18 protein-coding genes are annotated in these 26058 nt (G+C 60.4%); 11 read left to right on the top strand and 7 right to left on the bottom strand.

Features of this window, described 5'->3' with window-relative positions; translation table 11 throughout:
• Nucleotides 1–209: 209 nt before the first annotated feature.
• On the bottom strand, nucleotides 210–1604 hold the full coding sequence (locus HXW87_RS23260; RefSeq protein ID WP_239777853.1) for a class II fumarate hydratase: 1395 nt from the start codon (nucleotides 1602–1604) through the stop codon (nucleotides 210–212).
• 193 nt (nucleotides 1605–1797) lie between these two features.
• Here HXW87_RS23260 and HXW87_RS23255 point away from each other — a divergent pair, with 193 nt between their 5' ends.
• The 5 genes from HXW87_RS23255 to HXW87_RS23235 all read left to right on the top strand — a co-directional run bounded on the left by HXW87_RS23255 (nucleotide 1798) and on the right by HXW87_RS23235 (nucleotide 6186).
• A complete protein-coding gene (locus tag HXW87_RS23255) occupies nucleotides 1798–2316 on the top strand; it encodes a DUF2059 domain-containing protein (RefSeq protein WP_003226938.1) in 519 nt (172 codons plus the stop codon).
• Between the two features lie 12 nt (nucleotides 2317–2328).
• Entirely contained in the window at nucleotides 2329–2628 is a 300-nt protein-coding gene (locus tag HXW87_RS23250) for a BolA family protein (protein WP_041069332.1), read from the top strand.
• A 168-nt stretch (nucleotides 2629–2796) separates the two neighbouring features.
• The gene (locus HXW87_RS23245) at nucleotides 2797–3738 is read left to right on the top strand and encodes a rhodanese-related sulfurtransferase (protein ID WP_041069334.1); all 942 of its coding nucleotides are present in this window, start codon (nucleotides 2797–2799) and stop codon (nucleotides 3736–3738) included.
• A gap of 35 nt (nucleotides 3739–3773) precedes the next feature.
• Nucleotides 3774–4376 (top strand): DsbA family protein, encoded by a 603-nt coding sequence (locus HXW87_RS23240; protein WP_182401963.1) that lies wholly within the window; start codon nucleotides 3774–3776, stop codon nucleotides 4374–4376.
• Complete coding sequence (locus tag HXW87_RS23235; protein WP_239777852.1) at nucleotides 4369–6186, top strand: ABC transporter ATP-binding protein; 1818 nt, start codon at nucleotides 4369–4371, stop codon at nucleotides 6184–6186. The genes HXW87_RS23240 and HXW87_RS23235 overlap by 8 nt, the downstream gene beginning before the upstream one ends.
• On the opposite strand, the gene HXW87_RS23230 is transcribed toward HXW87_RS23235, so the two are convergent.
• A complete protein-coding gene (locus HXW87_RS23230) occupies nucleotides 6187–10803 on the bottom strand; it encodes a deaminase domain-containing protein (protein ID WP_239777851.1) in 4617 nt (1538 codons plus the stop codon).
• A 174-nt stretch (nucleotides 10804–10977) separates the two neighbouring features.
• On the opposite strand from HXW87_RS23230, the gene HXW87_RS23225 reads away from it, so the two are divergent.
• Together HXW87_RS23225 and HXW87_RS23220 are read left to right on the top strand one after the other, a co-directional pair.
• Entirely contained in the window at nucleotides 10978–13437 is a 2460-nt protein-coding gene (locus HXW87_RS23225) for an EAL domain-containing protein (protein ID WP_239777850.1), read from the top strand.
• Between the two features lie 46 nt (nucleotides 13438–13483).
• Nucleotides 13484–14278, top strand: a complete 795-nt coding sequence (locus HXW87_RS23220; RefSeq protein WP_047295564.1) for an iron-containing redox enzyme family protein — start codon at nucleotides 13484–13486, stop codon at nucleotides 14276–14278.
• 138 nt (nucleotides 14279–14416) lie between these two features.
• Here the strand turns inward: HXW87_RS23220 and HXW87_RS23215 are convergent, their stop codons facing one another.
• The 5 genes from HXW87_RS23215 to HXW87_RS23195 all read right to left on the bottom strand — a co-directional run bounded on the left by HXW87_RS23215 (nucleotide 14417) and on the right by HXW87_RS23195 (nucleotide 19380).
• On the bottom strand, nucleotides 14417–15343 hold the full coding sequence (locus tag HXW87_RS23215) for a GGDEF domain-containing protein (protein WP_095668622.1): 927 nt from the start codon (nucleotides 15341–15343) through the stop codon (nucleotides 14417–14419).
• Nucleotides 15344–15705: 362 nt separating this feature from the next.
• Entirely contained in the window at nucleotides 15706–16446 is a 741-nt protein-coding gene (locus HXW87_RS23210) for a YciK family oxidoreductase (protein WP_003226924.1), read from the bottom strand.
• Between the two features lie 166 nt (nucleotides 16447–16612).
• Entirely contained in the window at nucleotides 16613–17284 is a 672-nt protein-coding gene (mupP, locus tag HXW87_RS23205; protein ID WP_047295560.1) for an N-acetylmuramic acid 6-phosphate phosphatase MupP, read from the bottom strand.
• Between the two features lie 4 nt (nucleotides 17285–17288).
• Nucleotides 17289–17987, bottom strand: coding sequence for a bifunctional 2-polyprenyl-6-hydroxyphenol methylase/3-demethylubiquinol 3-O-methyltransferase UbiG (gene ubiG / locus HXW87_RS23200; RefSeq protein ID WP_145594197.1), 699 nt, complete (start codon nucleotides 17985–17987; stop codon nucleotides 17289–17291).
• A 58-nt stretch (nucleotides 17988–18045) separates the two neighbouring features.
• Nucleotides 18046–19380, bottom strand: coding sequence for a TRZ/ATZ family hydrolase (locus tag HXW87_RS23195; RefSeq protein WP_041069362.1), 1335 nt, complete (start codon nucleotides 19378–19380; stop codon nucleotides 18046–18048).
• A gap of 108 nt (nucleotides 19381–19488) precedes the next feature.
• Here HXW87_RS23195 and mtnA point away from each other — a divergent pair, with 108 nt between their 5' ends.
• The 4 genes from mtnA (at nucleotide 19489) to pheA (ending at nucleotide 26056) form a co-directional block, all read left to right on the top strand.
• Nucleotides 19489–20565, top strand: coding sequence for an S-methyl-5-thioribose-1-phosphate isomerase (mtnA, locus tag HXW87_RS23190; protein ID WP_239777849.1), 1077 nt, complete (start codon nucleotides 19489–19491; stop codon nucleotides 20563–20565).
• A gap of 425 nt (nucleotides 20566–20990) precedes the next feature.
• Nucleotides 20991–23645 carry a DNA gyrase subunit A gene (gene gyrA / locus HXW87_RS23185; protein WP_239777848.1) on the top strand — a complete coding sequence of 885 codons (2655 nt, stop codon included), beginning with the start codon at nucleotides 20991–20993 and terminating at the stop codon, nucleotides 23643–23645.
• Between the two features lie 231 nt (nucleotides 23646–23876).
• The gene (gene serC / locus HXW87_RS23180; protein WP_239777847.1) at nucleotides 23877–24962 is read left to right on the top strand and encodes a 3-phosphoserine/phosphohydroxythreonine transaminase; all 1086 of its coding nucleotides are present in this window, start codon (nucleotides 23877–23879) and stop codon (nucleotides 24960–24962) included.
• Nucleotides 24962–26056, top strand: coding sequence for a prephenate dehydratase (pheA, locus tag HXW87_RS23175; protein WP_041069374.1), 1095 nt, complete (start codon nucleotides 24962–24964; stop codon nucleotides 26054–26056). Before serC ends, pheA begins: the two co-directional genes overlap by 1 nt.
• Nucleotides 26057–26058 lie beyond the last annotated feature (2 nt).

The following is a 26058-nucleotide window of genomic DNA, read 5'->3' as shown; positions in this document are numbered from 1 at the left end:
CAGGCTTTAGGGATGGAGTAATTCATCTCCACGACCAAGCGAATGGCTTCTGCTTTTTCCTCTGACGTAACAACCCGATATCCCATGATGCTTCCTTAAATCGACGCTCCTACATCATGGTCTAAAAAAATTCGACCACAACACGGCAGCTCCTACAGTTGGAATGCGTTCCCCTGTAGGAGCTGCCGCAGGCTGCGATCTTTTTGCTGTTAGCCCTTGGCGCCAGCCTCGATCATGTTTTCCGGCCGCACCCAGGCATCGAACTCTTCATCGGTCAGATAGCCCAGTTGCAGCGCTGCTTCACGCAAGGTCAGACCCTCGCCGTAAGCCTTCTTGGCGATTTCTGCCGACTTGTCGTAGCCGATGTGCGGGTTCAACGCGGTCACCAGCATCAGGCCACGTTCCAGGTGCTGCGCCATGACCTGCGCATCCGGCTCGAGCCCGGCGATGCAGTGCTGCTGGAAGTTGCTGCAGCCGTCGGCGAGCAGGCGGATCGATTGCAACACGTTATGGATGATCACCGGTTTGTACACGTTCAGTTGCAGGTGACCCTGACTCGCCGCGATGCCGATGGTGACATCGTTGCCCAATACCTGGCAGGCGAGCATCGACAGCGCTTCGCACTGGGTCGGGTTGACCTTGCCGGGCATGATCGAGCTGCCAGGTTCGTTGGCCGGCAATTTCACTTCGGCCAATCCGGCGCGGGGGCCTGAGCCGAGCAGGCGCAGGTCGTTGGCGATTTTCATCAGGGCCACGGCGGGGGTCTTCAGAGCACCGGACAGGCTGGTCAGCGGCTCATGCCCGGCCAGCGCGGCAAACTTGTTCGGCGCGGTGACGAACGGCAGGCCGGACAGCGCGGCAAGCTCGGCGGCAATCGCTTCGCCAAAACCGTGCGGCGAATTCAGGCCGGTGCCGACGGCAGTGCCACCCTGCGCCAGTTCGCACACCGCCGGCAGTGCCGCACGGATCGCTCGCTCGGCGTAATCCAGCTGCGCTATGAACCCGGACAACTCCTGACCGAAGGTGATCGGCGTCGCGTCCATCATGTGCGTACGCCCGGTCTTCACCAGTTTCATGTGGCGCGCCGCCAGTTCGGCCAGACCGCCGGACAGCTCCGCAATCGCGGGCAGCAATTGCTCCTGCACGGCTTTGGCCGTGGCGATGCTCATGGCGGTGGGGAAGCAATCGTTGGAGCTTTGCGAGCGGTTGACGTGATCGTTGGGGTGCACCGGCGTCTTGCCGCCGCGCGGGTTGCCGGCCAGTTCGTTGGCCCGGCCGGCGATCACTTCGTTGACGTTCATGTTGCTCTGGGTGCCGCTGCCGGTCTGCCAGACCACCAGCGGAAACTGGTCGTCGTGCTGGCCGTCGAGGACTTCGTCGGCGGCCTGTTCGATCAGGCGGGCGATGTCGGCGGGCAGGTCGCCGTTGCGGTCGTTGACCCGGGCGGCCGCTTTCTTGATCAGGGCCAGCGCGTGCAATACCGGCAGCGGCATGCGTTCCTGACCAATGGCGAAGTTGATCAGCGAGCGTTGCGTCTGAGCACCCCAGTAGGCGTCGTCCGGGACTTCGATCTGGCCCAGGCTGTCGGTTTCGATACGGCTCATCGTGCACACTCCTGTTGGTCTGTTTGCGCAGTTTAGGCCCGGTCAGGCCCAGGTGGTTCCCTCGAACCGATTGTTGACCGGCAAAACCCCGCCAATCAAGCACGGCAAGGCCCGGGGGTTGAGCCACGAGGTTTTTTAGGCGCAGAATGGTCGCCCTTGGGGTTTGACCTCGCCTAGCTGAAAAGGAAACTCGATGACTCGTCTTCGTGCCATCTGCACCGCGGTTGCACTGGTTTGCGCCAGCGGCCAGGTGCTTGCCGATACCGCCAGCCACAACGCCAGTGCTGAAGCTTTCCTGACCCTGGCGCACGCTGACAAGCTGGGCACTCCGGTGTACATGCAAGTGCAGCAAATGTTCGCTCAGCGTTTTGAACAGACCAAAGCCCCGGAATCCAAAAAAGCCGTACTGGAAACCTACCAGGCCAAGGCCAACGCCGCGCTGGACCAGGCCATCGGCTGGAACAAGCTCAAGCCTGACATGGTCAAGCTCTACACCAGCAATTTCAGCGAATCGGAGCTGAAAGACCTGGTTGCGTTCTATCAGTCGCCACTGGGCAAGAAAGTCCTGGAAAAAATGCCGCAGCTGACTCAGCAATCGGCCCAGATGACTCAGGCCAAACTGGAAAGCGCCGTGCCAGTCGTCAACAAGCTGCTCGACGACATGACCAACGAGCTGGCACCGAAAGGCGCTGCGCCGGCCAAGAAGAAGTAAGCGGAGTTCGTGATGAGCATGCAACAACGCATCGAATCGACGCTGGCTCTGCTTCAGCCTGAACATTTGCAGGTGCTGGACGAAAGCCACATGCACAGTCGCGGGTTGCAGACCCACTTCAAGGCGGTGGTGGTCAGCGCGCAGTTCGAAGGCCTGAACCGGGTCAAGCGCCACCAGAAAGTCTACGGCACGCTCGGCGAGCTGATGGGCGAGTTCCATGCGTTGGCGCTGCACACCTACACCCCGCAGGAATGGGCAGAAGTCGGCGCCGCTCCGGCGTCGCCGACCTGTGCCGGCGGTAGCAAACATTAAGATCAAAAGATCGCAGCCTGCGGCAGCTCCTACATCGGATTGAGTTCCCTGTAGGAGCTGCCGCAGGCTGCGATCTTTTTTGCTAGAATCCGCAACGCGCCGCTCAGCCGGCGCGTTTTTTTGAATCCGGTTCACCCTTTGCGAGGGTAGCCACCTGGAGAAATACCCATGACACAACCGATTGTCGTGGCGGCACTGTATAAGTTCGTCACCCTCGAAGATTACGTTGACCTGCGCGAGCCACTGCTCAAGGCGATGGTCGACAACGGCATCAAAGGCACGCTGCTGATCGCCGAAGAAGGCATCAACGGCACCGTGTCCGGCAGCCGCGAAGGCATCGATGGCCTGCTCGCCTGGCTGAAGAACGACCCGCGCATGATCGACATCGACCACAAAGAGTCATACTGCGACGAGCAGCCGTTCTACCGCACCAAGGTCAAGCTGAAGAAAGAGATCGTTACCCTCGGCGTCGAAGGCGTGGACCCGAACAAGAAGGTCGGCACTTACGTCGAGCCGCAGGACTGGAACGCGCTGATCAGCGACCCGCAAGTGCTGCTGATCGACACCCGCAACGACTACGAAGTGGCAATCGGCACCTTCGAAGGCGCCATCGATCCGAAAACCACCAGTTTTCGTGAATTCCCCGACTACATCAAAGAGCACTTCGACCCGGCCGTGCACAAGAAAGTCGCGATGTTCTGCACCGGCGGCATTCGCTGCGAAAAAGCCTCCAGCTACATGCTGGGCGAGGGTTTCGAAGAGGTTTACCACCTCAAGGGCGGTATCCTGAAGTACCTCGAAGAAGTGCCGCAGGAAGAAACCAAGTGGCAGGGCGACTGCTTCGTCTTCGACAACCGCGTGACCGTGCGTCACGACCTCAGCGAAGGCGACTACGATCAATGTCATGCCTGCCGCACACCGGTCAGTGTTGAAGATCGTGCCTCCGAACATTACGTGGCCGGTATCAGCTGCCCGCATTGCTGGGACAAGCTGAGCGAGAAAACCCGCCGCAGCGCCATCGATCGGCAGAAGCAGATCGAACTGGCCAAGGCGCGCAACATGCCGCACCCGATCGGCTACAACTATAAACAAGCATCCACCGAGGCCTGATCATGACTGCGCGCCTGCTCTATGTGATGGATCCGATGTGTTCCTGGTGCTGGGGGTTCGCTCCGGTCGCCAAGGCATTGGTCGAGCAGGCGCAGGCAGCGGGAGTGGAGCTGCATCTGGTGGTCGGCGGCTTGCGCACCGGCAACGGTGCGGCGCTGGAGCCGACCACGCGGCGCTACATCCTTGAGCATTGGCAGGCGGTCACCGAGGCCACCGGGCAGCCGTTCAAGTTCGACGGCGCCTTGCCCGACGGTTTTGTCTACGACACCGAGCCGGCCTGCCGCGCGATCGTTACCGCGCGCAGCCTGGCACCGGATTGCGCTTGGACGCTGGTCGGCCTGATCCAGCAGGCGTTTTACGCTGAAGGTCGCGACGTCACCCAGGCCAGTGTGCTGGTGGAGCTGGCTGAAAAGGCTGGCGTGCCGCGCATCGAATTTGCTGCCTTGTTTGATCATGCCGACCAACACAAAGCGACTCAGGCGGATTTCACTTGGGTGCAGGATCTGGGCATTGCCGGATTCCCGACCCTGCTCGCCGAGCGCAATGGCCAACTGGCCTTGCTGACCAACGGCTATCAACCGCTCAGTGAGCTGTCGCCATTGCTCGGCCGCTGGCTGGAGCGCGCAGCCTGTGCCTGACCGGGCCGATGACACGCCAGCCGTAAAGCGTGTCGACCGGCTGAGCTGGGCAGAAGTCCGGCGCCTGGCACTGCATCACAAAAAGTCTCTGTGGATCGCCAACGGCGTGGCCGTGCTGGCGACGCTGTGCAGCGTGCCGATTCCGTTGCTGTTGCCGTTGCTGGTGGACGAGGTTCTGCTCGGCCATGGCGATGCCGCGCTGAAAGTCATGAACCATGTGTTGCCGTCGATGTGGCAGCAGGCGGCGGGTTATATCGGCCTGATGCTGCTGGTCACCCTGACGCTGCGTTGCAGCGCCTTGTGTTTTGGCGTGTTGCAGGCGCGGCTGTTTGCCCGGCTGGCGAAAGACATCGTCTACCGTATTCGCGTGCGCCTGATCGAGCGCCTGAAAAGGATTTCCCTCGGCGAATATGAAAGCCTCGGCAGCGGCACCGTGACCACGCATCTGGTCACCGATCTGGACACCCTCGACAAATTCGTCGGCGAAACCCTCAGCCGGTTTCTGGTGGCGATGCTGACCTTGGTTGGCACCGCCAGCATTCTGATGTGGATGCACTGGAAACTGGCGCTGCTGATCCTGCTGTTCAACCCGTTGGTGATTTACGCCACGGTGCAACTGGGCAAGCGGGTCAAGCACCTGAAGAAACTGGAGAACGACAGCACCTCGCGTTTCACTCAGGCCTTGAGCGAAACCCTTGATGCGATCCAGGAGGTGCGCGCCGGCAACCGTCAGGGCTTCTTCCTCGGGCGACTCGGCTTGCGCGCGCAGGAAGTGCGTAACTATGCGGTCAATTCGCAGTGGAAGACCGATGCGTCGAACCGCGCCAGTGGTCTGCTGTTCCAGTTCGGCATCGACATCTTCCGCGCGGCAGCGATGCTCACGGTGCTGTTCTCCGACCTGTCGATCGGGCAGATGCTCGCGGTGTTCAGTTACCTGTGGTTCATGATCGGCCCGGTCGAGCAACTGCTCAATCTGCAATACGCCTACTACGCAGCGGGCGGCGCGCTGGCGCGGATCAACGAACTGCTGGCGCGGGCTGACGAGCCGCAGTACCCGGGTGGCGTCGACCCGTTCAAGGGCCGTGAAACCGTGGGCATCGAGGTGCAGGGGCTGAGCTTCGGTTACGGCGATGAGCTGGTGGTGGATCAGATGAACCTGTCCATTGCTCCCGGTGAAAAAGTCGCGATTGTCGGTGCCAGTGGCGGCGGCAAGAGCACGCTGGTGCAGTTGCTGCTCGGGTTGTACACGCCGTTGTCCGGCACCATTCGTTTCGGCGGTTCGACCCAGCAGGAAATCGGCCTGGAACTGATTCGCGAAAACGTCGCGGTGGTGCTGCAGCACCCGGCACTGTTCAACGACACCGTGCGCGCCAACCTGACCATGGGCCGCACCCGCAGCGACGAAGCCTGCTGGCAGGCACTGGAAATCGCCCAGCTGGAGGCGACCATCCGCGCCTTGCCGGATGGCCTGGACAGTATCGTTGGACGTTCCGGCGTGCGCCTGTCCGGCGGTCAGCGCCAGCGTCTGGCGATTGCGCGGATGATCCTCGCCGAGCCGAAAGTGGTGATCCTCGACGAAGCCACCTCGGCCCTCGATGCCGCCACCGAATACAACCTGCATCAGGCCATGGCGCGCTTCCTCAGCGGCCGCACCACGCTGATCATAGCCCATCGCCTGTCGGCGGTGAAGCAGGCGGATCGGGTGCTGGTGTTCGATGGCGGACGCGTAGCCGAGGATGGAGACCACCAGCAACTGATCGCCGATGGCGGTCTCTACGCCAAGCTCTACGGCCACTTGCAGCGTCTGTAATCAGCCCCACAGCACCTGCAACGCTGTCTCGCCGCCATCATGGCCGAACTGCTTCATCACCACCGAACAGGATTCGCACGGGCGCATGGTTGTCGCGATGTCGACCGAGCGGATCTCCTTCGGATCGGGGTATTTCTCGCGCAGTACGCTGATCAGTTTGCTTTCGCTGTCCAGCGAGGTCGGCCGGCTGGTCTGCGTTGGCTGATAGGTTTTCAGATCCTTGATGGTCAGCGGCACGGCCAGTAATTGCCCTTGCTCGGTCACCTCCAGCGAGGTGCGCGGGAAGGCCGGGTTGTAGTCGATATTGATGTAAGTGGTGTTGCCGATCCGTACATGATTGGCGCCCATGTGGCGAAACAGCGGCAGGCGCTGGGTGCTGCCCTGAGCGCCGGAGACGCTGACGTAGACTTCCCGTTTACCGCTGGCCGTGGTGACTTCGGCGTAGGCGATGTTACGGGCGTTGAGTGGCCGTTCACGCACAGGCAACAGGTTGTGCAGTTTCTGCATGGCACTGTCGATACGCAGTGCTGCGTTGTTGTTGGCCGGGTTGATCGTCGGTGACAGGAACAACGTGTCGAAAATCTCTGCGGTTTTCTGCCGCAAGGCTTCCGGCGCTTCCTTGCTGCGCGCCCACGTGACGGCGCCTTCGGGCAGGCGGGTGACGATCATCCGGGTCGAGTGATCAAACATCAGCGCCTCGCCCGGGCTGGTGTCGACTTTCAGCCATTTCAGATGGTTGGCCGGACTGGCCGTGGTGCCGATGGGAATCGCGATCTGCTCCATGGTCTGCATCGCGCGCTGCACCGATTCGAGGCCATGGATGCGTACGATGTTGTTGGCGTGCAGCGAGCCGGTGTAGACGGTCAGCAGTTCCGCACCGAGGCTGCCGTCGACCAGTTCGGCGGGGGCCAGGCGTTTGAATGTCAGCTGCCTGCCGGGGACTTTGCCTTTGGCGAAAGTGGCGAGGTAGTACTCATGGTTGTTGACCCGGAAAAATACATGGGTGGCCGAGTCGTCGATGGCCGGCAGCAGCACTGCGCCGACCTGATGTGAATCATTGATCCCGTCGTAGGTACCGCCGGTTTTTATCCGGGCATAAATACCTTTGCGAAACTGCAGCGTGGCTTGAATCTGCTGTCTTGGCATCAGCTTGCCCTGATTGAAGCCCAGGCGATGCAGGTCGCCGGTGAACAATCGCGGGCGGTTATCAATGATTTGATAAAGCCTGGCATCGACCGCCAGGAACGTTCCTTTTTGCCGGGGCAGGGCGGCGGGCTCCGAAATCCGCTCGCCAAACCACGGCGCGTAACCCTTTTCCCTGTCGATCGTGCCGAGGGCGGGGGTCGGGGCGGGTTCTGCGGTGATGTAGCTGACGCGGCAGTCGCTCGCGCCCGGTGCACGACGGACCCGGCATGGCAGCAGTGTCCAGTGCTGACTGTCATCGAGCAGATCGACCCGGCGCAGTTCATCGCCGTCGAGTCGATAGGGCACATTATCGATCAATACCGTGGTGCGTCCGCCAGCCTCGGGCATGAGTTCGATGCGCGTATCGGGCGCCAGCTCGATATCGACTTGATTATCGGTTTTTTTCACGACGCTGTAATGCGAACGCCCCAGCGAAAAATCGTGTTCGTGTGCGAGTAACTGAGGCCCGTAAGGGCGGTCGGACAGCGGATCGAGCAGGTGATACCGGGAACCGCCGACGTTGCGTACCGGTACGTCGTCAATGCCCCTGACCACCGCCAATTGATCGGCAGGGTTCAGCGCTTTCCACCGACCGGCATCCAGCGCCTGGGGCAGGCTGCGTATCACGTCATAGTCAGCACTTCTGCCGGCCAGTCTCTTCAGACGCGCCACGGCGCGGTGTTCCAGATGCGCCACGGCCCGCACGGCGCCGATCACGCCTCGGCCTCCGAGCTTGAGCAAGGCAGGCACAGCGTCCAGCGGATTGAGGTTTCTCAAGCTCGAAACCAGCAGGTTCTTCGACAATTGCGCCATGCGTGGCAGTGCGACGCGAATCGCCATTCTTCCTGCCACGGCTGCAAGACGGATGCTGCCGGCGACAAATTTGCCCAAGGGAATCGCGAACGAGACGATGTCGAGGAACAGGCCGAGTACGCCCAGTGCGCGTTTCTCCGGACTGTCCGATTGCAGGTCTTCGAGACTGCCCCAGAACGGAATAAAGCCCTTGAGGGCATGAATCCAGTGCGTTTTGCTGGTGTCTTGTTCGAAGCGGGTTTTTCCCCAGGCGTCGCTGCGCAGCGCCTGCTCGTCGACATAGAACAGCTGCGTCGCGATGAATGAAGCGATTTGCGCAGTGCGTGGCGAAGTAAAGCTCAGGTTCGGCGAACTGTCGTGATGGGCCGCCGGGATCATCGAAACCGGGAGCGGCTTACCCAGTGGTTCGAGGATGGCGATGCACCTGGCGTCGGGGGCGGGGGACGAACCGTTCCAGTGTGCTTGTCGATCAAATGGCAGGCGGCGGGCGATGATGCGAGTGATGCGCTGGGCCTTGGTGCGTCCACGTTTAGGGGCAAGTGGTGGCATTAACAGACCGCCAATATGGGTACCGTCCAGATCTGCACGGTGGCGAATGATGCCGGCGCGCGGCAGGCATTCGTAGAAGCGGGACGGGCCCTGATACGTCACCTGCAGGACGAAACCCATGCGTGCCCGACGTGGCAGGATATTTTCCGCTGTTTCCAGGTGTGCCTCGATGTGCCGCGTCTGATCCCTGAGGCTGTGAATCCTCACTTCGCCGTGCTCCAGTGCCCGGCGTTCAGCCCACGGTAGCGTGACCAATAATGACTTGATCAAATATTCATAGGCTTCGCGGGTCTTGCTCAGATAGTCGTCGAACTGCCGGTCAAACTCTGTCTTGATCTCGGGCAGGGTGCAATTGCTCGGGAAGCGTGAAAGGCGTCGGCCCCGATATTCGGTGTCGACAAAACCACTTTGCAGCCTGCCTTGCGGATTCAGGCTGATCCATTCGCTGGCGTTGCGGCCATCGCTGCTGACGTACCAGCGCGTGTCGTTGTTCAGCCCGCCAGAGGCATAGACCTCCAGCAGCGGCCAGGTATGCAATGCCACATCTTCGGTATCGATAATGTTGCGTCGGGTACGGTTGCGCGCTGAGTGATGGTAGCGTTTGAGGCGAATCGTCGTGTGATCGTACAGATCGTTGGCCAGTGCCTTGTCCAGTTCTTGTTGTGCCAGAGTGAGTCTGCGTGGCGGCTCGGTGTCCAGTTGCAGGATCGCCGCGTTCAGTTGTTTCTCGTGGTCTTCCAGAGCGTGCAGCGGCGCCTGACCGTCGGAGGCTTCGCTCGCGACAGCCAACGCTCCGGTGGCTGCGGTCCAGGTACGTGCGGCAGCCGCTCGGGTCATGGCGATCAGGGTTTGCAGGTCGCTGCTGGCGTTTTGACTTTTGTGCAGCGGCAGATCCACCAGTTGCTGGAAGCTCAAATACTCCAGCAACCCTGGATCAAGGGCATGAGCGAGGTGCACGCCATGCACGAAATTGACCCAGACCACCGAGCTGGCGTAAGGCAAGTCGTCAGGGATGTCGCGCACTTGAAATTCCGGTCCGAATTGCGCCAGACAGACCCATCCCAGCAGGTGTTTTTCGATCGTCGTCGAGGTTCGGTCAGAATCCTCCAGATGCTGTAGAAAGTCCCGGCGAATGGTGGCGTAGCCGGCTCCGTAGTGAGCGCGTTGTTCGAGCGCAAAACCGGCCACTTCGGTCGAGCTGTGGTTGCCGGGCAGTTCGTACCACAGGCATAACGCTTCGAGCAGTAAACGCAGGCCGATATCGGGGACGGTCAGTTCATCGGGACGGGCACCGTACCACTGCAGCTTTTGCAGCAAGCGCAGGCCCAGGTCATGGGCCTGCGGGGTGTCGAGCAAGCGCTCCAGGCAGGTGGCGGGCTGCTGCTCCAGTTGCTGGAGGGTAAAAGGAGGCGTGACTTCGCTGGCCAGACTGTCGATGGCCGACAGGGATTTACCGATGAGCCAGGCGCCAATCACATCGTGAGCCGCGGCTTTGTCCTCGTCGCTCATCATTACCGTAAGCGTCGAGAGAGGTCGCAGACTCAGCCGGTGGCTGGCGCACTGTTCTTCGACTTTGCCGATCAGCCGGGTCAGTGCTGCGGCGTCCGGTGCATCCGCAAATGTGAACCCGGACTCACGCAGCAGTTGTGACAGCGGTAGCAGCCTGTCGGAACGCAGGTGTGCGCCTATACTCAGCAACGCTTGCTGAAACGCTTGAACGCTGCTGGAGGCGCGGCTGACGCTGTCGATGACATACCGGTCGATGCTGCCATCGCGACGGTTGAAGGAGAAGCTGCATTGATCAGCCGTGGCGTCGACTTGCAGCAGTGATTCTCTGGATGTCTGCAGGTACGCGGTCAATTGTGGTTCGCCGCTGTTTTCGAACAGCGTCTGCAGCATGTTTTGCGCCTGGTCTTGCGCTGCGCCCAGGCGTGAATGGGCCTGGGGCGCCAGGTAGTAGGACTCCAGTGGAGTCGAAGCGTCGAGGACCGCGCGCAGGGCAGTGATCATTGCGCGGTATTCGCTCTGTTGGGCAGTATGGCGTTGCAGCGCGGTTGAAAGTGACTGCATTGAAGATGGCTCTGGATGATTGAAAGCCGTCAGTGTCGAAGCATCGCGCACCTTGGGTGCGGTACATATGTATGGTCGGTTGCACGCTTCCTGGCTTGCCGGAAGGGGTAACGCCCCCTAGTCTGGCTTTAGCGGTCTCCCCTTGATGATGGCAGTACGTACGCAAAGGACCTCATGAAGCAAAAAAGGACACTCGGAACGCCACGGTTGTTGGGCATCGTCTGGCCATTTATTGCCGTCGTGTTATTTCAGGCGTTATTGGGGGGCGTGAGTCTCTACGTCCTGTCGGCCGTGCGGGGCTACGTTGCCGGTGAAAGTCTCTGGTCCAAGGGCCAGAAGGACGCCATCTATTATTTGAACCTGTATGCCGACAGCCGCGACGAGGCGATCTTCCTCAAGTACAAGGACGCGATTGCGGTGCCTCAGGGCGGTCACCAGTTGCGTCTGGCGCTGGATCGTCAACCACCGGATCTGCAGGCGGCGCGGGAGGGGATTCTCAAGGGTGGCAACCATCCCGATGACGTTTCGAGCCTGATCTGGCTGTACCTCAATTTCCGTCATTTCAGTTATCTGGAAACAGCGATCGACCGCTGGACCATCGGCGATGCCTATCTGGTACAACTGGACAATGTCGCGCGCGAGATGCATCAGGGCATCAGCGAGAATGTCGCGACGCCGGCTGACATCCAGCACTGGAAAGCGCAGATCTTTGCCATCAACGACGGTGTAACGCCGGCGGCCAAGGCTTTCAGCGATGCCTTGGGCGAGGGCTCGCGGATGATCCTGCGCCTGCTGCTGTTCACCAACCTGGCCACGGCGCTGGGGTTGATCATGCTGGCACTGTTGCGCACCCACAAACTGCTCAAGCAGCGCCATGCTTTTGCCCAGGCGCTGCAGCTGGAGAAGGACCGGGCGCACATCACCCTGCAATCGATTGGCGACGGGGTCATCACCACCGACGTCAACGGTGCGATCGATTACATGAATCCTGCGGCAGAAGCCATGACGCACTGGAAGTCCGAGCATGCGGCGGGGCTGCCTCTGGCCGCGCTGTTTAATCTGCTGGACGACAACGCGCAGGCAGAAGGACTGACGCTGATCGAGCATATCCTCAGCGGGCAACTGGTCGGCGGCAGCGAACATTCCAAACTGATTCAGCGCCTGGACGGCAGCACGGTTTCCGTGACGCTGGTGGGCGCACCGATCCGCAATGCCGAGAAAGTCAGTGGCACGGTGTTGGTGCTGCATGACATGACTCAGGAGCGGCAATACATCGCCAACCTGTCGTGGCAGGCCACCCACGATGCCTTGACCGGTCTGGCCAACCGCCGCGAATTCGAATATCGCCTGGAGCAAGCCCTGCACAACCTGACGCGCCAGCCCGGTCGGCATGCGCTGATGTTCCTTGATCTGGACCAGTTCAAACTGGTCAACGACACCTGCGGCCATGCCGCAGGCGATGAGTTGCTGCGGCACATCTGCGCGCTGTTGCAATCGGGCTTGCGCGAGAGCGACACCCTGGCACGGCTGGGCGGCGACGAGTTCGGCATCCTGCTGGAGAACTGCGCCCCGGACGCTGCCGAGAAAATTGCCGAGAGCTTGCGTCAGACTGTGCAGAACCTGCACTTCGTGTGGAAGGGGCGACCGTTCCTGACCACGGTGAGTATCGGTCTGGTGCACATCGCCCAGACCCCGACCACTCTGGAAGCCTCATTGCGCGCGGCTGACATGGCTTGCTACATGGCCAAGGAAAAGGGCCGTAACCGGGTGCAGGTTTATCACGCAGACGACTCCGAACTGTCTCTGCGCTTCGGCGAAATGGCCTGGGTGCAGCGCCTGCACATGGCTCTGGAAGAAGACCGCTTTTGCCTTTACGCCCAGGAAATCGCGCCACTGGGCCCCGCAGCTGATGGCGGCGGGCACATCGAAATACTCTTGCGTCTGCATGACGAGGCCGGGCGGATGATCCTGCCGGACAGTTTCATTCCGGCGGCCGAACGTTATGGTCTGATGAGTCAACTGGACCGCTGGGTTGTAGAAAATGTTTTTAAAGTCATTGCCCAATGTATTGCCGAACAACATGAAGAGCCTTTGGCAATGTGTGCGATTAATCTTTCAGGCATTACTATCGGAGATGACGCGTTTTTGCACTTTCTGCGTGAACAGTTTGTTAACTACGCCATACCTCCTGAAATGATTTGTTTTGAAATTACCGAAACCAGTGCCATTGCCAATCTCGGGAGTGCAATTAGATTTATTAATGAACTCAAAGGCTTAGGATGTTACTTCTCGCTTGATGATTTTTGCGCCGGAATGTCTTCATTCGCTTATCTGAAACATTTGCCTGTAGACTTCCTGAAGATCGACGGAAGTTTCGTAAAGGATATGCTGGACGACCCGATTAACCGCGCAATGGTCGAAGTGATCAATCACATCGGGCATGTCATGGGTAAGCAGACAATTGCCGAGTTTGTAGAAACAACCCAGATCGAGCAGGCATTGCTTGAAATCGGGGTGGATTACGCTCAGGGTTACGTCATCGAACGCCCGCAGTTGTTTACCTGCGACAGTTTGCAAAGTCGGCCCGCCAGACCGCAGCCGTTGTTATTCAAGGCGCCTGGCACGTTCCGTTGAAATCTCTTGCCGATCCTTACAATCACAAATCAAAAGGAGCCGAACAGTGATCGACACATTCAACCGAACCGGACCACTCATGGAAGCTGCAAGTTATCCCGCCTGGGCGCAACAGCTCATTACGGATTGCAGCGAGAGCAAGCGCCGGGTTGTCGAACATGAACTGTACCAGCGCATGCGCGATAACAAGCTCAGCGCCAGGACCATGCGCCAGTACCTGATCGGGGGCTGGCCGGTCGTTGAACAGTTTGCGTTGTATATGGCGCAGAACCTGACCAAGACTAGGTTTGCCCGCCATCCTGGGGAGGACATGGCGCGCCGCTGGCTGATGCGGAACATCCGTGTTGAACTCAATCATGCCGATTACTGGCTGAACTGGAGCCGCGCGCACGGCGTCAGCCTTGAGGATCTTCAGGCTCAGCAAGTGCCGCCGGAACTGCATGCGCTGAGTCACTGGTGCTGGCATACGAGTTCGGCGGACTCGCTGATCGTCGCCATCGCCGCCACCAACTACGCCATCGAGGGCGCTACCGGGGAGTGGTCGGCGCTGGTGTGTTCCACTGGCGTGTACGCTGCGGCGTTCCCTGAAGAAGACCGCAAGCGCGCGATGAAATGGCTGAAGATGCATGCCCAATACGACGACGCCCATCCATGGGAAGCGCTGGAAATCATCTGCACGCTGGCGGGGATGAACCCGAGCCAGGCATTGCAGACCGAGCTGCGCCAGGCCGTGTGCAAGAGCTACGACTACATGTACCTGTTCCTTGAGCGCTGCATGCAGCTGGAAACCACGGAGCGCGCGATCCACGGTCGTGAACGTCTGGCGTTGGCAGAGAGCTGATTCAAGGTCTGAGGTGTAGCAAAAATGTGGGAGCGAGCCTGCTCGCGAAGACGGCGCTTCAGTCAGCACGGTTTTGACTGATTCACCGCTTTCGCGAGCAGGCTCACTCCCACACTGCTGTGTGCTGTCTGAGAATATTCAGCCCGCCATCGCCAACCGATTACGCCCTTCGCGCTTGGCTACATACAGCGCACTGTCCGCCCGGCGCAGCAGACTGTCGGCCGATTCCCCCGGCAGAAGAGTCGAACAGCCAAGGCTCACGGTCAGGTCGATCAACTGGCCGTCGACGAAGTATTCCTCAGCCTGCGCGGCATGGCGCAAACGCTCGCCAACCATTTGCGCCGCTTCCCGGCCGGTGTTCGACAGCAGGATCAGAAACTCTTCCCCGCCATAGCGAAACACCATGTCGACGTTGCGCAACTGGCTCTTGATCGAGGCTGCCACCGCTTTGAGCACGTCATCGCCGGCGCTGTGGCCGTGGCTGTCGTTGACCCGTTTGAAGTGGTCGATGTCGAGCATGAGAACCGATAGTGGTTGCAGGTGCCGACGTGACATGTCGATCTCGCGCTGCAGGGTCTGCTCCATGGCGATCCGGTTGCCGGTTCCGGTCAGCGGGTCGCGCAGCGCACTTTGCGTCGCAGCGCGGTAGAGCAGGGCGTTGCGCATCGGGAACAACAGCGACGACAGCAGCGATTCGAGGTTGCCCTGATCCTGCTCGCTGAAGCGCTGGTTGCGGCGAAACACCAGTTCGCCCAAGTGCTCGCCTTCGTGGCTGAGGCTATAGCTGACGGAATGGTGACCGCGCGCACCGAATTCCAGACGCAGGTCGCTGCCTGAATGCACGTAACTCAAGGCATCCAGCGGCACCAGGCGCTGAACTTCGCGAAAAAACAGACCGAGGATTCGTTGCGGCTCAAGACTGGTTTGCAGTTGCAGGCTCATTTGCTGGCGCAATTGCGCGAGGCTGGCCGGGCGTTCCAGAAGCGGAGGCAGCTGACCAAAGCCCAGGCGTTGCAATTTGGCACTGTCAAAGTCAATTGCATTGGTCTGGGAAGGTGATTTCATATGGCGTGAGCCCCTAAGCAGTAAGTCTGTCTTACAGGCTGGGTGAGAGCGGCTATGGGCTGCGCGTCATACTGATCCATCAGTCCCGTAGGACATTTGGCGTAAGTTTAGTCTGCCGGATGACGATTAGTCAGCTATCGAAATCGCCCTTGCCCCAGTGCCTTCACACGGCGTGCTTTGAGGAGATTTAGAGCGAAAGTCGTGCCATTCGGTTCACGATAATTAAAAACGTTATGAATCAACGGGATGGCATTTTGCTTTGGGCGGGGGTGGCAGATATTTGACTGGAATGTGACGGCGAAAAGCGGCAAAGGTGTGCCGCGACGGTAATCCGCCACGGCAACAAAAGCGACGTATGGCACTTATTGCGCGTTGAATGCCTGGCCATTGATGCCCGTACTGTCCGGGCCCATCAGGTACAGGTACACCGGCATGATCTCTTCCGGGGTCGGATTGTTCAGCGGGTTTTCCCCCGGATAGGCCTGTGCGCGCATGCTGGTACGCGTGCCGCCCGGGTTGATGCTGTTGGAACGCACGGGTGCTACGCCATCGACCTCGTCGGCCAGCGTCTGCATCAGGCCTTCGGTGGCAAACTTCGACACACCGTAGGCGCCCCAGTAGGCCCGGCCCTTGCGTCCGACGCTGCTGGAGGTGAACACCACCGAGGCATCCTGCGACAGCTTGAGCAGCGGCAGCAAGGTGCTGGTGAGCATGAACATGGCGTTGACGTTGACCTGCATGACGCGCATGAAGTTTTCGCCGGACAGTTGCTCGATCGGCGTACGCGGCCCAATGATCGAGGCGTTGTGCAGCAGGCCATCAAGATGGCCGAACTCGGTTTCGATCATCGCCGCCAGCTCATCGTATTGATGGGGCAGGGCGGTCTCGAGGTTGAACGGGATCACCGCCGGTTGTGGATGGCCGGCGGCTTCGATTTCGTCGTAGACCTGCGTCAGATTGGCTTCGGTCTTGCCCAGCAACAGCACGGTAGCGCCATGGGCGGCGTAGGTCTTGGCAGCCGCGGCGCCGATACCGCGCCCGGCACCGGTGACCAGAATGACCCGGTCCTTGAGCAATTCGGGACGGGCGGTGTAATCAAACATAAAAACCTCACAATCCATTCATGAAGACCTGCTTCCCTGTGGTGAGGGGATTTATCCCCGACCGGCTGAGAAGCAGTCGTGAAACCTGTCTATCGAATCGACCTGAAAGTGCGCGGGCTGCTTCGCATCCCATCGGGGATAAATCCCCTCGCCACAACGGCCGTTTTCAGCAGCTGCACAGCGCGTTGTCGATGACCTTGCGCAGTTCCAGCGGATGATCCACCACCACATCCGCGCCCCAGTGCCGCGGGTTGTCGTCCGGGTGGATATAGCCATAGGTCACGGCGGCGGTTTTGGTGCCCGCATCGCGCCCCGATTCGATGTCGCGCAGATCATCGCCCACAAACAGCACGGTGGACGGATCCAGATCAAGCATCTTGCATGCGAGGATCAGCGGCTCCGGATCCGGCTTGCTGTTTTTCACGTGGTCCGGGCAGATCAACAGCGCCGAGCGCTCGGCCAGCCCCAGTTGCTGCATGATCGGCTCGGCAAACCGAACCGGTTTGTTGGTGACCACGCCCCAGATCAGGTTGCCCCGCTCGATGTCGGCCAGCAATTCGCCCATGCCGTCGAACAGCTTGCTGTGTACCGCGCAACCGGCCAGATAGCGTTCGAGGAACTCCTGACGCAGTTCTTCGAAGCCCGGCGATTCCGGGTCCATCGAGAACGTCACCGCGACCATGGCTTTGGCGCCGCCGGAAATTTCGTCGCGGATGTGCTTGTCGTTCATTGGCGGCAAGCCGCGATCCGCGCGCATCGCCTGACAGATGGCGATGAAATCCGGCGCGGTGTCGAGCAGGGTGCCGTCCATGTCGAAAAGGACTGCTCTGATGGCCATCGGCTTACTCCTCGCGCAGGGTCTGGATCATGTAGTTGACGTCAACGTCGCTGGCCAGCTTGTAGTGCTTGGTCAGCGGGTTGTAGGTCAGGCCGATGATGTCCTTGACGGTCAGGCCGGCGATGCGGCTCCAGGCGCCCAGCTCGGACGGGCGAATAAATTTCTTGAAGTCGTGGGTGCCGCGCGGCAGCAGCTTCATGATGTATTCGGCACCGACGATGGCGAACAGGTACGCCTTCGGGTTGCGGTTGATGGTCGAGAAGAACACCTGGCCGCCCGGTTTGACCATGCGGTAGCAGGCGCGGATCACCGACGACGGGTCCGGTACGTGTTCGAGCATTTCCAGGCAAGTGACCACGTCGAACTGCTCGGGCATTTCTTCGGCAAGGGCTTCAGCGGTGATCTGTCGGTACTCGACGTTGACCCCGGATTCCAATTGATGCAGTTGCGCGACCGCCAGCGGCGCTTCGCCCATGTCGATGCCCGTTACCGTGGCGCCGCGCTGGGCCATGGCTTCGCTGAGAATGCCGCCGCCGCAGCCGACGTCGAGAACTTTCTTGCCGGCCAGATTGACCCGCTCGTCAATCCAGTTGACGCGCAGCGGATTGATGTCGTGCAGTGGTTTGAACTCGCTTTCACGGTCCCACCAACGATGGGCCAGGGCTTCGAATTTGGCGATTTCGGCGTGGTCGACGTTGCTCATGATCTATTCCTCGAAAAACTTGAAAAAGGCTGTAGCCGCGAAGTCTGCTCCGCGGTGTTTACGATTCGGAGTGGCCGCTGATGCGCTGGCCCCAGGCCCGGGCGGTGGCGCCCAGCTGTTGTTCGTCCAGGCGGGTCAGGCGCCGGTCGTCGAGTAACTGTTTGCCGGCGACCCACAGGTGTTTCACGCAGTCGCGGCCGGTGGCATAGATAAGCTGTGACACCGGGTCATAGACCGGTTGCTGGGCCAGGCCGGACAGGTCGAAGGCGACGATGTCTGCAGCCTTGCCAATCTCCAGCGAACCGACCTGTGCCTCAATGCCCAGAGCCCGGGCGCCGTTGAGCGTGGCCATGCGCAGCGCGCGATGGGCGTCCAGCGCGGTGGCCGAGCCGGCGACGGCTTTGGCCAGCAGCGCGGCGGTGCGGGTTTCGCCGAGCAGATCGAGGTCGTTGTTACTGGCGGCGCCATCGGTGCCGACGGCAACGTTCACGCCAGCCTGCCACAGACGCTCCACCGGGCAGAAACCGCTGGCCAGCTTCAGGTTCGATTCCGGGCAGTGGATCACGCTGGTGTTGCTTTCTACCAGCAATGCCAGATCGTCATCGCTGATCTGGGTCATGTGCACCGCCTGGAAGCGCGGGCCAAGCAAACCGAGGCGAGCGAGACGGGCCAGTGGCCGCTCGCCGCGATGCTCCAGCGATTGCTGGACTTCGAAGGCAGTTTCGTGGACATGCATGTGGATCGACGCGTCCAGCTCTTCGGCGATCACGCGGATTTTTTCCAGGTTCTCGTCGCCCACGGTGTAGGGTGCATGAGGGCCGAAAGTGATCTTGATCCGTTCGTGATGCTTCAAATCGCCGAACAGCTCGACGCCCTGACGAATGGCCTCATCGGCGCTGCTGGCGCCGGGGATCGGGAAATCGAGGATCGGAATCGCGATCTGTGCGCGAATGCCGCTGTTGTGCACGCGCTCACTGGCGACTTTCGGGAAGAAGTACATGTCCGAGAAGCAACTGATGCCACCTTTGATCTGCTCGGCAATCGCCAAGTCAGTGCCATCACGGACGAAATCTTCATCGACCCATTTGGCTTCGGCCGGCCAGATGTGGTTTTCCAGCCAGGTCATCAGCGGCAGATCGTCGGCCAGGCCACGGAACAGGGTCATCGCCGCATGCCCGTGGGCGTTGATCAGGCCCGGGCTGAGCAGCACGTCCGGCAATTCGCGGACTTCAGTGGCGTTACACTTCAATGCTTCGGCGCGCGGGCCGATAAACACGATGCGACCGTCACGGATGCCCAGGCCGTGTTCCTTGAGCACAACGCCTGCAGGTTCGACGGGTACCAGCCAGGTCGGCAGCAATAATAAGTCGAGCGCAATGGCAGGTTTCGGCATCGAGGGTCGGTTCCAGTGCTTTTGTAAAGGATGGCGAAGTATACCCGAGCGTCTTCGCGGGGGGATCGCTATAATCGGCGGCTTTTGTTCATGAGTGCGGGGTGAGGGATGCGCGATCGACTGTTGGCTGCGGAGAAAGTAAAGGCCATCGATTGGCGAGATGGCGCGCTCCACCTGCTGGATCAGCGTATTTTGCCGTTTGAGGAAAACTGGATTGCCTACACCAGCGCGGCCGGTGTGGCTGAGGCGATTCGTTCGATGGTGGTACGTGGCGCACCGGCGATCGGCATCAGTGCGGCCTATGGCATAGTGCTGGCGGTCCGCGCACGGATCGCTGAGGGGGGTGACTGGTACGCGGCGCTGGAAGAGGATTTCGCCTTGCTCGCCGATTCCCGGCCGACGGCGGTCAATCTGTTCTGGGCGCTGAACCGCATGCACGATCGCCTGGACCGGCTGAAAGAAAACGCCGATCCGCTGGCGGCACTGGAAGCTGAAGCCATCGCCATTCATGAAAGCGACCGCGAAGCCAACCTGACCATGGCTCAGCTCGGTGTCGATCTGATCCGCAAGCATCAGGGCAACGCCCAGGCGATTCTCACTCACTGTAATACCGGCGCTCTGGCCACCGGAGGTTTCGGTACCGCGCTGGGGGTGATTCGCGCGGCCTATCTCGAAGGCATGGTAGAGCGCGTCTACGCCGATGAAACCCGCCCGTGGCTGCAGGGTTCGCGCCTGACCGCCTGGGAGCTGGCGAACGAAGGCATTCCGGTGACGCTCAATGCTGACTCCGCCGCCGCGCACATCATGAAAACCAAAGGCGTGACCTGGGTGATCGTCGGTGCTGACCGCATCACTGCCAATGGCGATGTGGCGAACAAGATCGGCACCTACCAACTGGCGGTCAACGCCATGCACCACGGCGTGCGCTTCATGGTGGTGGCGCCGAGTTCGACCATCGACATGCATCTGGCCAGTGGCGACGACATCCCGATCGAGGAACGTGATGGCGCCGAGTTGCTGGAGGTCGGTGGCAAGCGCGTGGGGGCGGACGTCGAGGCGTTCAACCCGGTGTTCGATGTGACGCCGGCGGATCTGATCGACGCGATCGTCACTGAAAAGGGCATCGTCGAGCGGCCGGATACGGCGAAAATGGCTCAGTTGATGTGCCGCAAACGCCTGCATTGATTGGCTTGGTGTCTGCGTTGCCCCTTTCGCGAGCAGGCTCGCTCCCACAGGTTTTGTGAACGGCATAGAACTTTGTGGGAGCGAGCCTGCTCGCGATGGGGGCCTGAAAGTCAATAAACATCGCAAAACCTGACCTCAAAACTGCATTCAAAGAAGCTCTGAGCCTCTCTCGTCCCCTTTACGCCTGTCATCGGTCAACTAACTATGCTCCATGCGCATCTGGGGGATAGGTGCGTGGCGGCTCTTGTGATAACATCCGGCGTTTTCCGAGGCGGCTTCACGGAGCTGTCTTTACTGCGCAAATCCGTGGTTCTATCCGTTGATTTGTCGTAAGTCGGCGCACGGCACTCAGCCTGCCCCGACGAGCTTCGTACATCCCATATGGATATGACGAAGTTTCACCAGAAAAAGGAATCAGGCTTCTCATGGGCGAACTGGCCAAAGAAATCCTCCCGGTCAATATCGAAGACGAGCTGAAACAGTCCTACCTCGACTACGCAATGAGCGTAATCGTCGGCCGTGCACTGCCGGATGCGCGCGATGGCCTCAAGCCCGTGCACCGTCGCGTACTGTTCGCGATGAGCGAGCTGGGCAACGACTTCAACAAGCCGTACAAGAAATCTGCCCGTGTTGTCGGTGACGTGATCGGTAAGTATCACCCGCATGGTGATACTGCGGTGTACGACACCATCGTCCGCATGGCTCAGCCTTTCTCCCTGCGCTACCTGCTGGTTGACGGTCAGGGCAACTTCGGTTCGGTGGACGGCGACAACGCTGCGGCCATGCGATACACCGAAGTGCGCATGACCAAGCTGGCGCACGAACTGCTGGCCGACCTGCACAAGGAAACCGTGGACTGGGTGCCGAACTACGACGGTACCGAGCTGATCCCGGCGGTCATGCCGACCCGCGTGCCGAACCTGCTGGTCAACGGTTCCAGCGGTATTGCCGTGGGCATGGCGACCAACATTCCGCCGCACAACCTCGGTGAAGTCATCGACGGTTGCCTGGCCCTCATCGACAATCCCGAGCTGACCGTCGATGAGCTGATGCAATACATCCCCGGTCCGGACTTCCCGACGGCCGCGATCATCAACGGTCGTGCCGGCATCATCGAAGCCTACCGCACCGGTCGTGGCCGCATTTACATGCGTGCGCGTTCGATCATCGAAGACATCGACAAGGTCGGTGGCCGACAGCAGATCGTCATCACTGAACTGCCGTATCAGCTGAACAAGGCGCGTCTGATCGAGAAGATCGCCGAACTGGTCAAAGAGAAGAAGCTCGAAGGCATCACCGAGCTGCGCGACGAGTCCGACAAGGACGGTATGCGCGTCGTGATCGAGCTGCGTCGCGGCGAAGTGCCTGAGGTGATCCTCAACAACCTCTACGCCCAGACCCAGTTGCAATCGGTATTCGGCATCAACATCGTCGCGCTGATCGACGGCCGTCCACGCATCCTCAATCTCAAGGATCTGCTGGAAGCATTCGTCCGTCACCGTCGCGAAGTGGTCACCCGTCGTACCGTATTCGAGCTGCGCAAGGCCCGCGAGCGCGGTCACATTCTTGAAGGTCAGGCCGTTGCCCTGTCGAACATCGACCCGGTGATCGCTCTGATCAAGGCGTCGCCGACTCCGTCGGAAGCCAAGGAAGCGCTGGTCAGCACCCCTTGGGAATCCTCGGCAGTGGTGGCGATGGTGGAGCGTGCCGGCGCCGATTCGTGCCGTCCGGAAAACCTCGATCCGCAATACGGTCTGCGCGACGGCAAGTACTTCCTGTCGCCAGAACAGGCGCAAGCCATTCTGGAACTGCGTCTGCACCGTCTGACCGGTCTGGAGCACGAGAAGCTGCTGGCCGAGTATCAAGAGATCCTCAACCAGATCGGCGAGCTGATCCGCATCCTCAACAGCGCCGTGCGCCTGATGGAAGTGATCCGCGAAGAGCTGGAAGTGATCCGTGCCGAATACGGCGACGTGCGCCGCACCGAGATTCTCGATGCGCGTCTCGATCTGACCCTGGGCGACATGATCCCGGAAGAGGAGCGCGTCGTGACCATTTCCCACGGTGGCTACGCCAAGACCCAGCCACTGGCTGCGTACCAGGCTCAGCGTCGTGGCGGCAAAGGCAAATCGGCGACCGGCGTCAAGGATGAGGACTACATCGCTCACCTGCTGGTGGCCAACAGTCACACCACGCTGCTGCTGTTCTCCAGCAGGGGCAAGGTGTACTGGCTGAAGACTTACGAAATTCCGGAAGCGTCCCGCGCCGCCCGTGGTCGTCCGCTGGTCAATCTGCTGCCGCTGGATGACGGTGAATACATCACCACCATGCTGCCGGTCGAGGAGTACACCGAAGGTCACTACATCTTCATGGCGACCGCCAACGGCACCGTGAAGAAGACTCCGCTGGAATCCTTCAGCCGTCAGCGCAGCGTCGGTCTGATCGCGCTGGAGCTGGACGAAGGCGACGTGTTGATCTCCGCGGCCATCACCGATGGCGAGCGCGAAGTGATGCTGTTCTCCGACGGCGGCAAAGTGACGCGTTTCAAAGAGTCCGACGTACGCGCCATGGGCCGTACCGCCCGTGGTGTACGCGGCATGCGTCTGCCGGAAGGGCAGAAGCTGATTTCGATGCTGATCCCGGAAGAAGGCAGCCAGATCCTCACCGCTTCCGAGCGTGGTTATGGCAAGCGCACCGCGATTACCGAGTTCCCAGAGTACAAGCGTGGCGGTCAAGGCGTGATCGCCATGGTCAGCAACGAGCGTAACGGCCGTCTGGTCGGTGCGGTTCAGGTGCTCGACGGCGAAGAAATCATGTTGATTTCCGATCAGGGCACGCTGGTACGTACCCGCGTCGACGAAGTGTCGAGCCTGGGTCGTAACACCCAAGGCGTGACTCTGATCAAGCTGGCCAAGGATGAAACCCTGGTCGGTCTGGAGCGGGTTCAGGAGCCATCGGAGGTCGAAGGCGACGAGCTTGAAGGTGAAGAGGGTGCCGGGTTCGAGGGAGATGTCGTGATCGACGACGTTGCCGAGGACCAGCAACTCGACGCCGCAGCTGACGAAGAGCCGCAGGAATAAGCGGACAAGCGAGGGGGCGGATGAAAATTCGCCCCCTTGTTATTTGTCCGGTATGAAATTTCGACATCATGGAGATCCCCTGTGGGAGCGAGCCGGCTCGCGAAAGCAGGCGCTGCGGTACCTCTGACGCACCGCGGTGATGCATTCGCGAGCAGGCTCGCTCCCACAGGACTGTGTTGATCGGTAGTGTGATTTTTTGCGTGATACCACCAAATCAGAGCGAGATTGGATGTGAGCAAGCGAGCCTATAACTTCTGTGCCGGTCCTGCGGCGCTTCCTGAAGCTGTCCTGCAACGTGCCCAGGGTGAACTCCTTGATTGGCATGGCAAGGGTCTGTCGGTCATGGAAATGAGCCATCGCAGCGATGAGTTCGTGTCCATTGCCACCCAGGCCGAGCAGGATCTGCGTGACCTGCTGAATATCCCGTCGAACTATAAAGTGCTGTTTCTGCAGGGTGGCGCCAGCCAGCAGTTCGCACAGATCCCGCTGAACCTGTTGCCGGAAAACGGCAGCGCCGACTATATCGACACCGGTATCTGGTCGCAGAAAGCTATCGACGAAGCTTCGCGCTACGGCCACGTCAACGTTGCTGCCACCGCCAAGCCTTACGACTATTTCGCCATCCCGAGTCAGAACGAGTGGAAGCTGTCGAAAGACGCCGCTTACGTTCACTACGCGCCGAACGAAACCATCGGCGGTCTGGAATTCCAGTGGATCCCGGAAACCGGTGACGTGCCGCTGGTGGCTGACATGTCTTCGGACATCCTCTCGCGTCCGGTCGACATCTCGCGTTTCGGCATGATCTACGCCGGCGCCCAGAAGAACATCGGCCCGAGCGGTATTGTCGTCAACATCATCCGCGAAGACCTGCTGGGCAAGGCGCGTTCGCTGTGCCCGACCATGCTCGACTACAAGGTCGCGGCCGATAACGGTTCGATGTACAACACTCCGCCGACCCTGGCCTGGTACCTCTCCGGTCTGGTGTTCCAGTGGCTGAAAGAGCAGGGCGGTGTTGAAGCGATCGCCAAACTGAATGACGTCAAGCAGCGCACGCTGTACGACTTCATCGACGCCAGTGGCCTCTACAGCAACCCGATCAACAAGTCGGACCGCTCGTGGATGAACGTGCCGTTCCGTCTGGCTGACGATCGCCTGGACAAACCGTTCCTGGCCGGTGCCGATGCGCGCGGTCTGCTCAACCTCAAGGGCCACCGCTCCGTGGGCGGCATGCGCGCCTCCATCTACAACGCCGTCGACATCAACGCCGTCAACGCGCTGGTGGCGTACATGGCTGAATTCGAGAAGGAACACGGCTGATGTCCGAGCAAGAACTCAAGGCCCTGCGCCTGCGTATTGACGCTCTGGACGAAAAGGTCCTGGAACTGATCAGTGAGCGTGCGCGCTGCGCCCAGGAAGTTGCGCGAGTCAAGATGGCTTCGCTGGCCGAAGGCGAGGTGCCGGTGTTCTACCGTCCCGAGCGTGAAGCCCAGGTGCTCAAGCGCGTGATGGAGCGCAATCAGGGGCCGCTGGGCAACGAAGAGATGGCGCGCTTGTTCCGCGAAATCATGTCCTCGTGCCTGGCGCTCGAGCAGCCATTGAAAGTGGCTTACCTCGGCCCTGAAGGCACCTTCACTCAAGCAGCGGCGATGAAGCACTTCGGCCACGCGGTGATCAGCAAGCCGATGGCGGCGATCGACGAAGTGTTCCGTGAAGTGGCGGCGGGTGCGGTGAATTTTGGCGTGGTGCCGGTGGAGAATTCCACCGAAGGCGCGGTCAACCACACCCTCGACAGCTTCCTCGAGCACGACATGGTGATCTGCGGCGAAGTCGAACTGCGCATTCACCATCACTTGCTGGTCGGTGAAAACACCAAGACCGACAGCATCAGCCGCATCTACTCCCACGCCCAGTCGCTGGCCCAGTGCCGCAAGTGGCTGGACGCGCACTATCCGAATGTCGAGCGCGTGGCGGTGGCGAGCAATGCCGAAGCGGCGAAGCGGGTCAAGGGTGAATGGAACTCGGCGGCGATTGCCGGCGACATGGCTGCTGGCTTGTATGGTCTGACCCGTCTGGCGGAAAAGATCGAAGATCGTCCGGACAACTCGACGCGCTTCCTGATGATCGGTAACCAGGAAGTGCCGCCGACCGGCGACGACAAGACCTCGATCATCGTCTCGATGAGCAACAAGCCTGGCGCGCTGCATGAGCTGCTGGTGCCGTTCCATGACAACGGGATCGACCTGACCCGGATCGAAACCCGTCCGTCGCGCAGTGGCAAATGGACCTACGTGTTCTTCATCGACTTCGTCGGCCACCACCGTGATCCGTTGATCAAGGGTGTGCTGGAAAAGATCAGTCAGGAAGCAGTAGCACTCAAAGTGCTGGGTTCCTACCCGAAAGCAGTTCTTTAAGG

The sequence above is a fragment of the Pseudomonas sp. Y5-11 genome, from assembly GCF_022368695.1.
GTDB classification, from domain to species: Bacteria; Pseudomonadota; Gammaproteobacteria; order Pseudomonadales; family Pseudomonadaceae; genus Aquipseudomonas; species Aquipseudomonas parakoreensis.
The sequence above is the reverse complement of the archived record's forward strand: the minus strand, read 5'-3'. Positions and strand labels throughout refer to the sequence as shown.

Excerpts from the sequence above, each read along its gene's own strand:
- HXW87_RS23245 (WP_041069334.1), top strand. The coding sequence starts at position 2,797 with ATGACACAACCGATTGTCGTGGCGGCACTGTATAAGTTCGTCACCCTC.
- HXW87_RS23195 (WP_041069362.1), bottom strand. The coding sequence starts at position 19,380 with ATGCCGAAACCTGCCATTGCGCTCGACTTATTATTGCTGCCGACCTGG.
- HXW87_RS23255 (WP_003226938.1), top strand. The coding sequence starts at position 1,798 with ATGACTCGTCTTCGTGCCATCTGCACCGCGGTTGCACTGGTTTGCGCC.
- HXW87_RS23240 (WP_182401963.1), top strand. The coding sequence starts at position 3,774 with ATGTGTTCCTGGTGCTGGGGGTTCGCTCCGGTCGCCAAGGCATTGGTC.
- HXW87_RS23210 (WP_003226924.1), bottom strand. The coding sequence starts at position 16,446 with ATGTTTGATTACACCGCCCGTCCCGAATTGCTCAAGGACCGGGTCATT.
- HXW87_RS23215 (WP_095668622.1), bottom strand. The coding sequence starts at position 15,343 with ATGAAATCACCTTCCCAGACCAATGCAATTGACTTTGACAGTGCCAAA.
- HXW87_RS23225 (WP_239777850.1), top strand. The coding sequence starts at position 10,978 with ATGAAGCAAAAAAGGACACTCGGAACGCCACGGTTGTTGGGCATCGTC.
- HXW87_RS23260 (WP_239777853.1), bottom strand. The coding sequence starts at position 1,604 with ATGAGCCGTATCGAAACCGACAGCCTGGGCCAGATCGAAGTCCCGGAC.
- HXW87_RS23230 (WP_239777851.1), bottom strand. The coding sequence starts at position 10,803 with ATGCAGTCACTTTCAACCGCGCTGCAACGCCATACTGCCCAACAGAGC.
- pheA (WP_041069374.1), top strand. The coding sequence starts at position 24,962 with ATGTCCGAGCAAGAACTCAAGGCCCTGCGCCTGCGTATTGACGCTCTG.
- HXW87_RS23250 (WP_041069332.1), top strand. The coding sequence starts at position 2,329 with ATGAGCATGCAACAACGCATCGAATCGACGCTGGCTCTGCTTCAGCCT.
- mtnA (WP_239777849.1), top strand. The coding sequence starts at position 19,489 with ATGCGCGATCGACTGTTGGCTGCGGAGAAAGTAAAGGCCATCGATTGG.
- mupP (WP_047295560.1), bottom strand. The coding sequence starts at position 17,284 with ATGGCCATCAGAGCAGTCCTTTTCGACATGGACGGCACCCTGCTCGAC.
- ubiG (WP_145594197.1), bottom strand. The coding sequence starts at position 17,987 with ATGAGCAACGTCGACCACGCCGAAATCGCCAAATTCGAAGCCCTGGCC.
- gyrA (WP_239777848.1), top strand. The coding sequence starts at position 20,991 with ATGGGCGAACTGGCCAAAGAAATCCTCCCGGTCAATATCGAAGACGAG.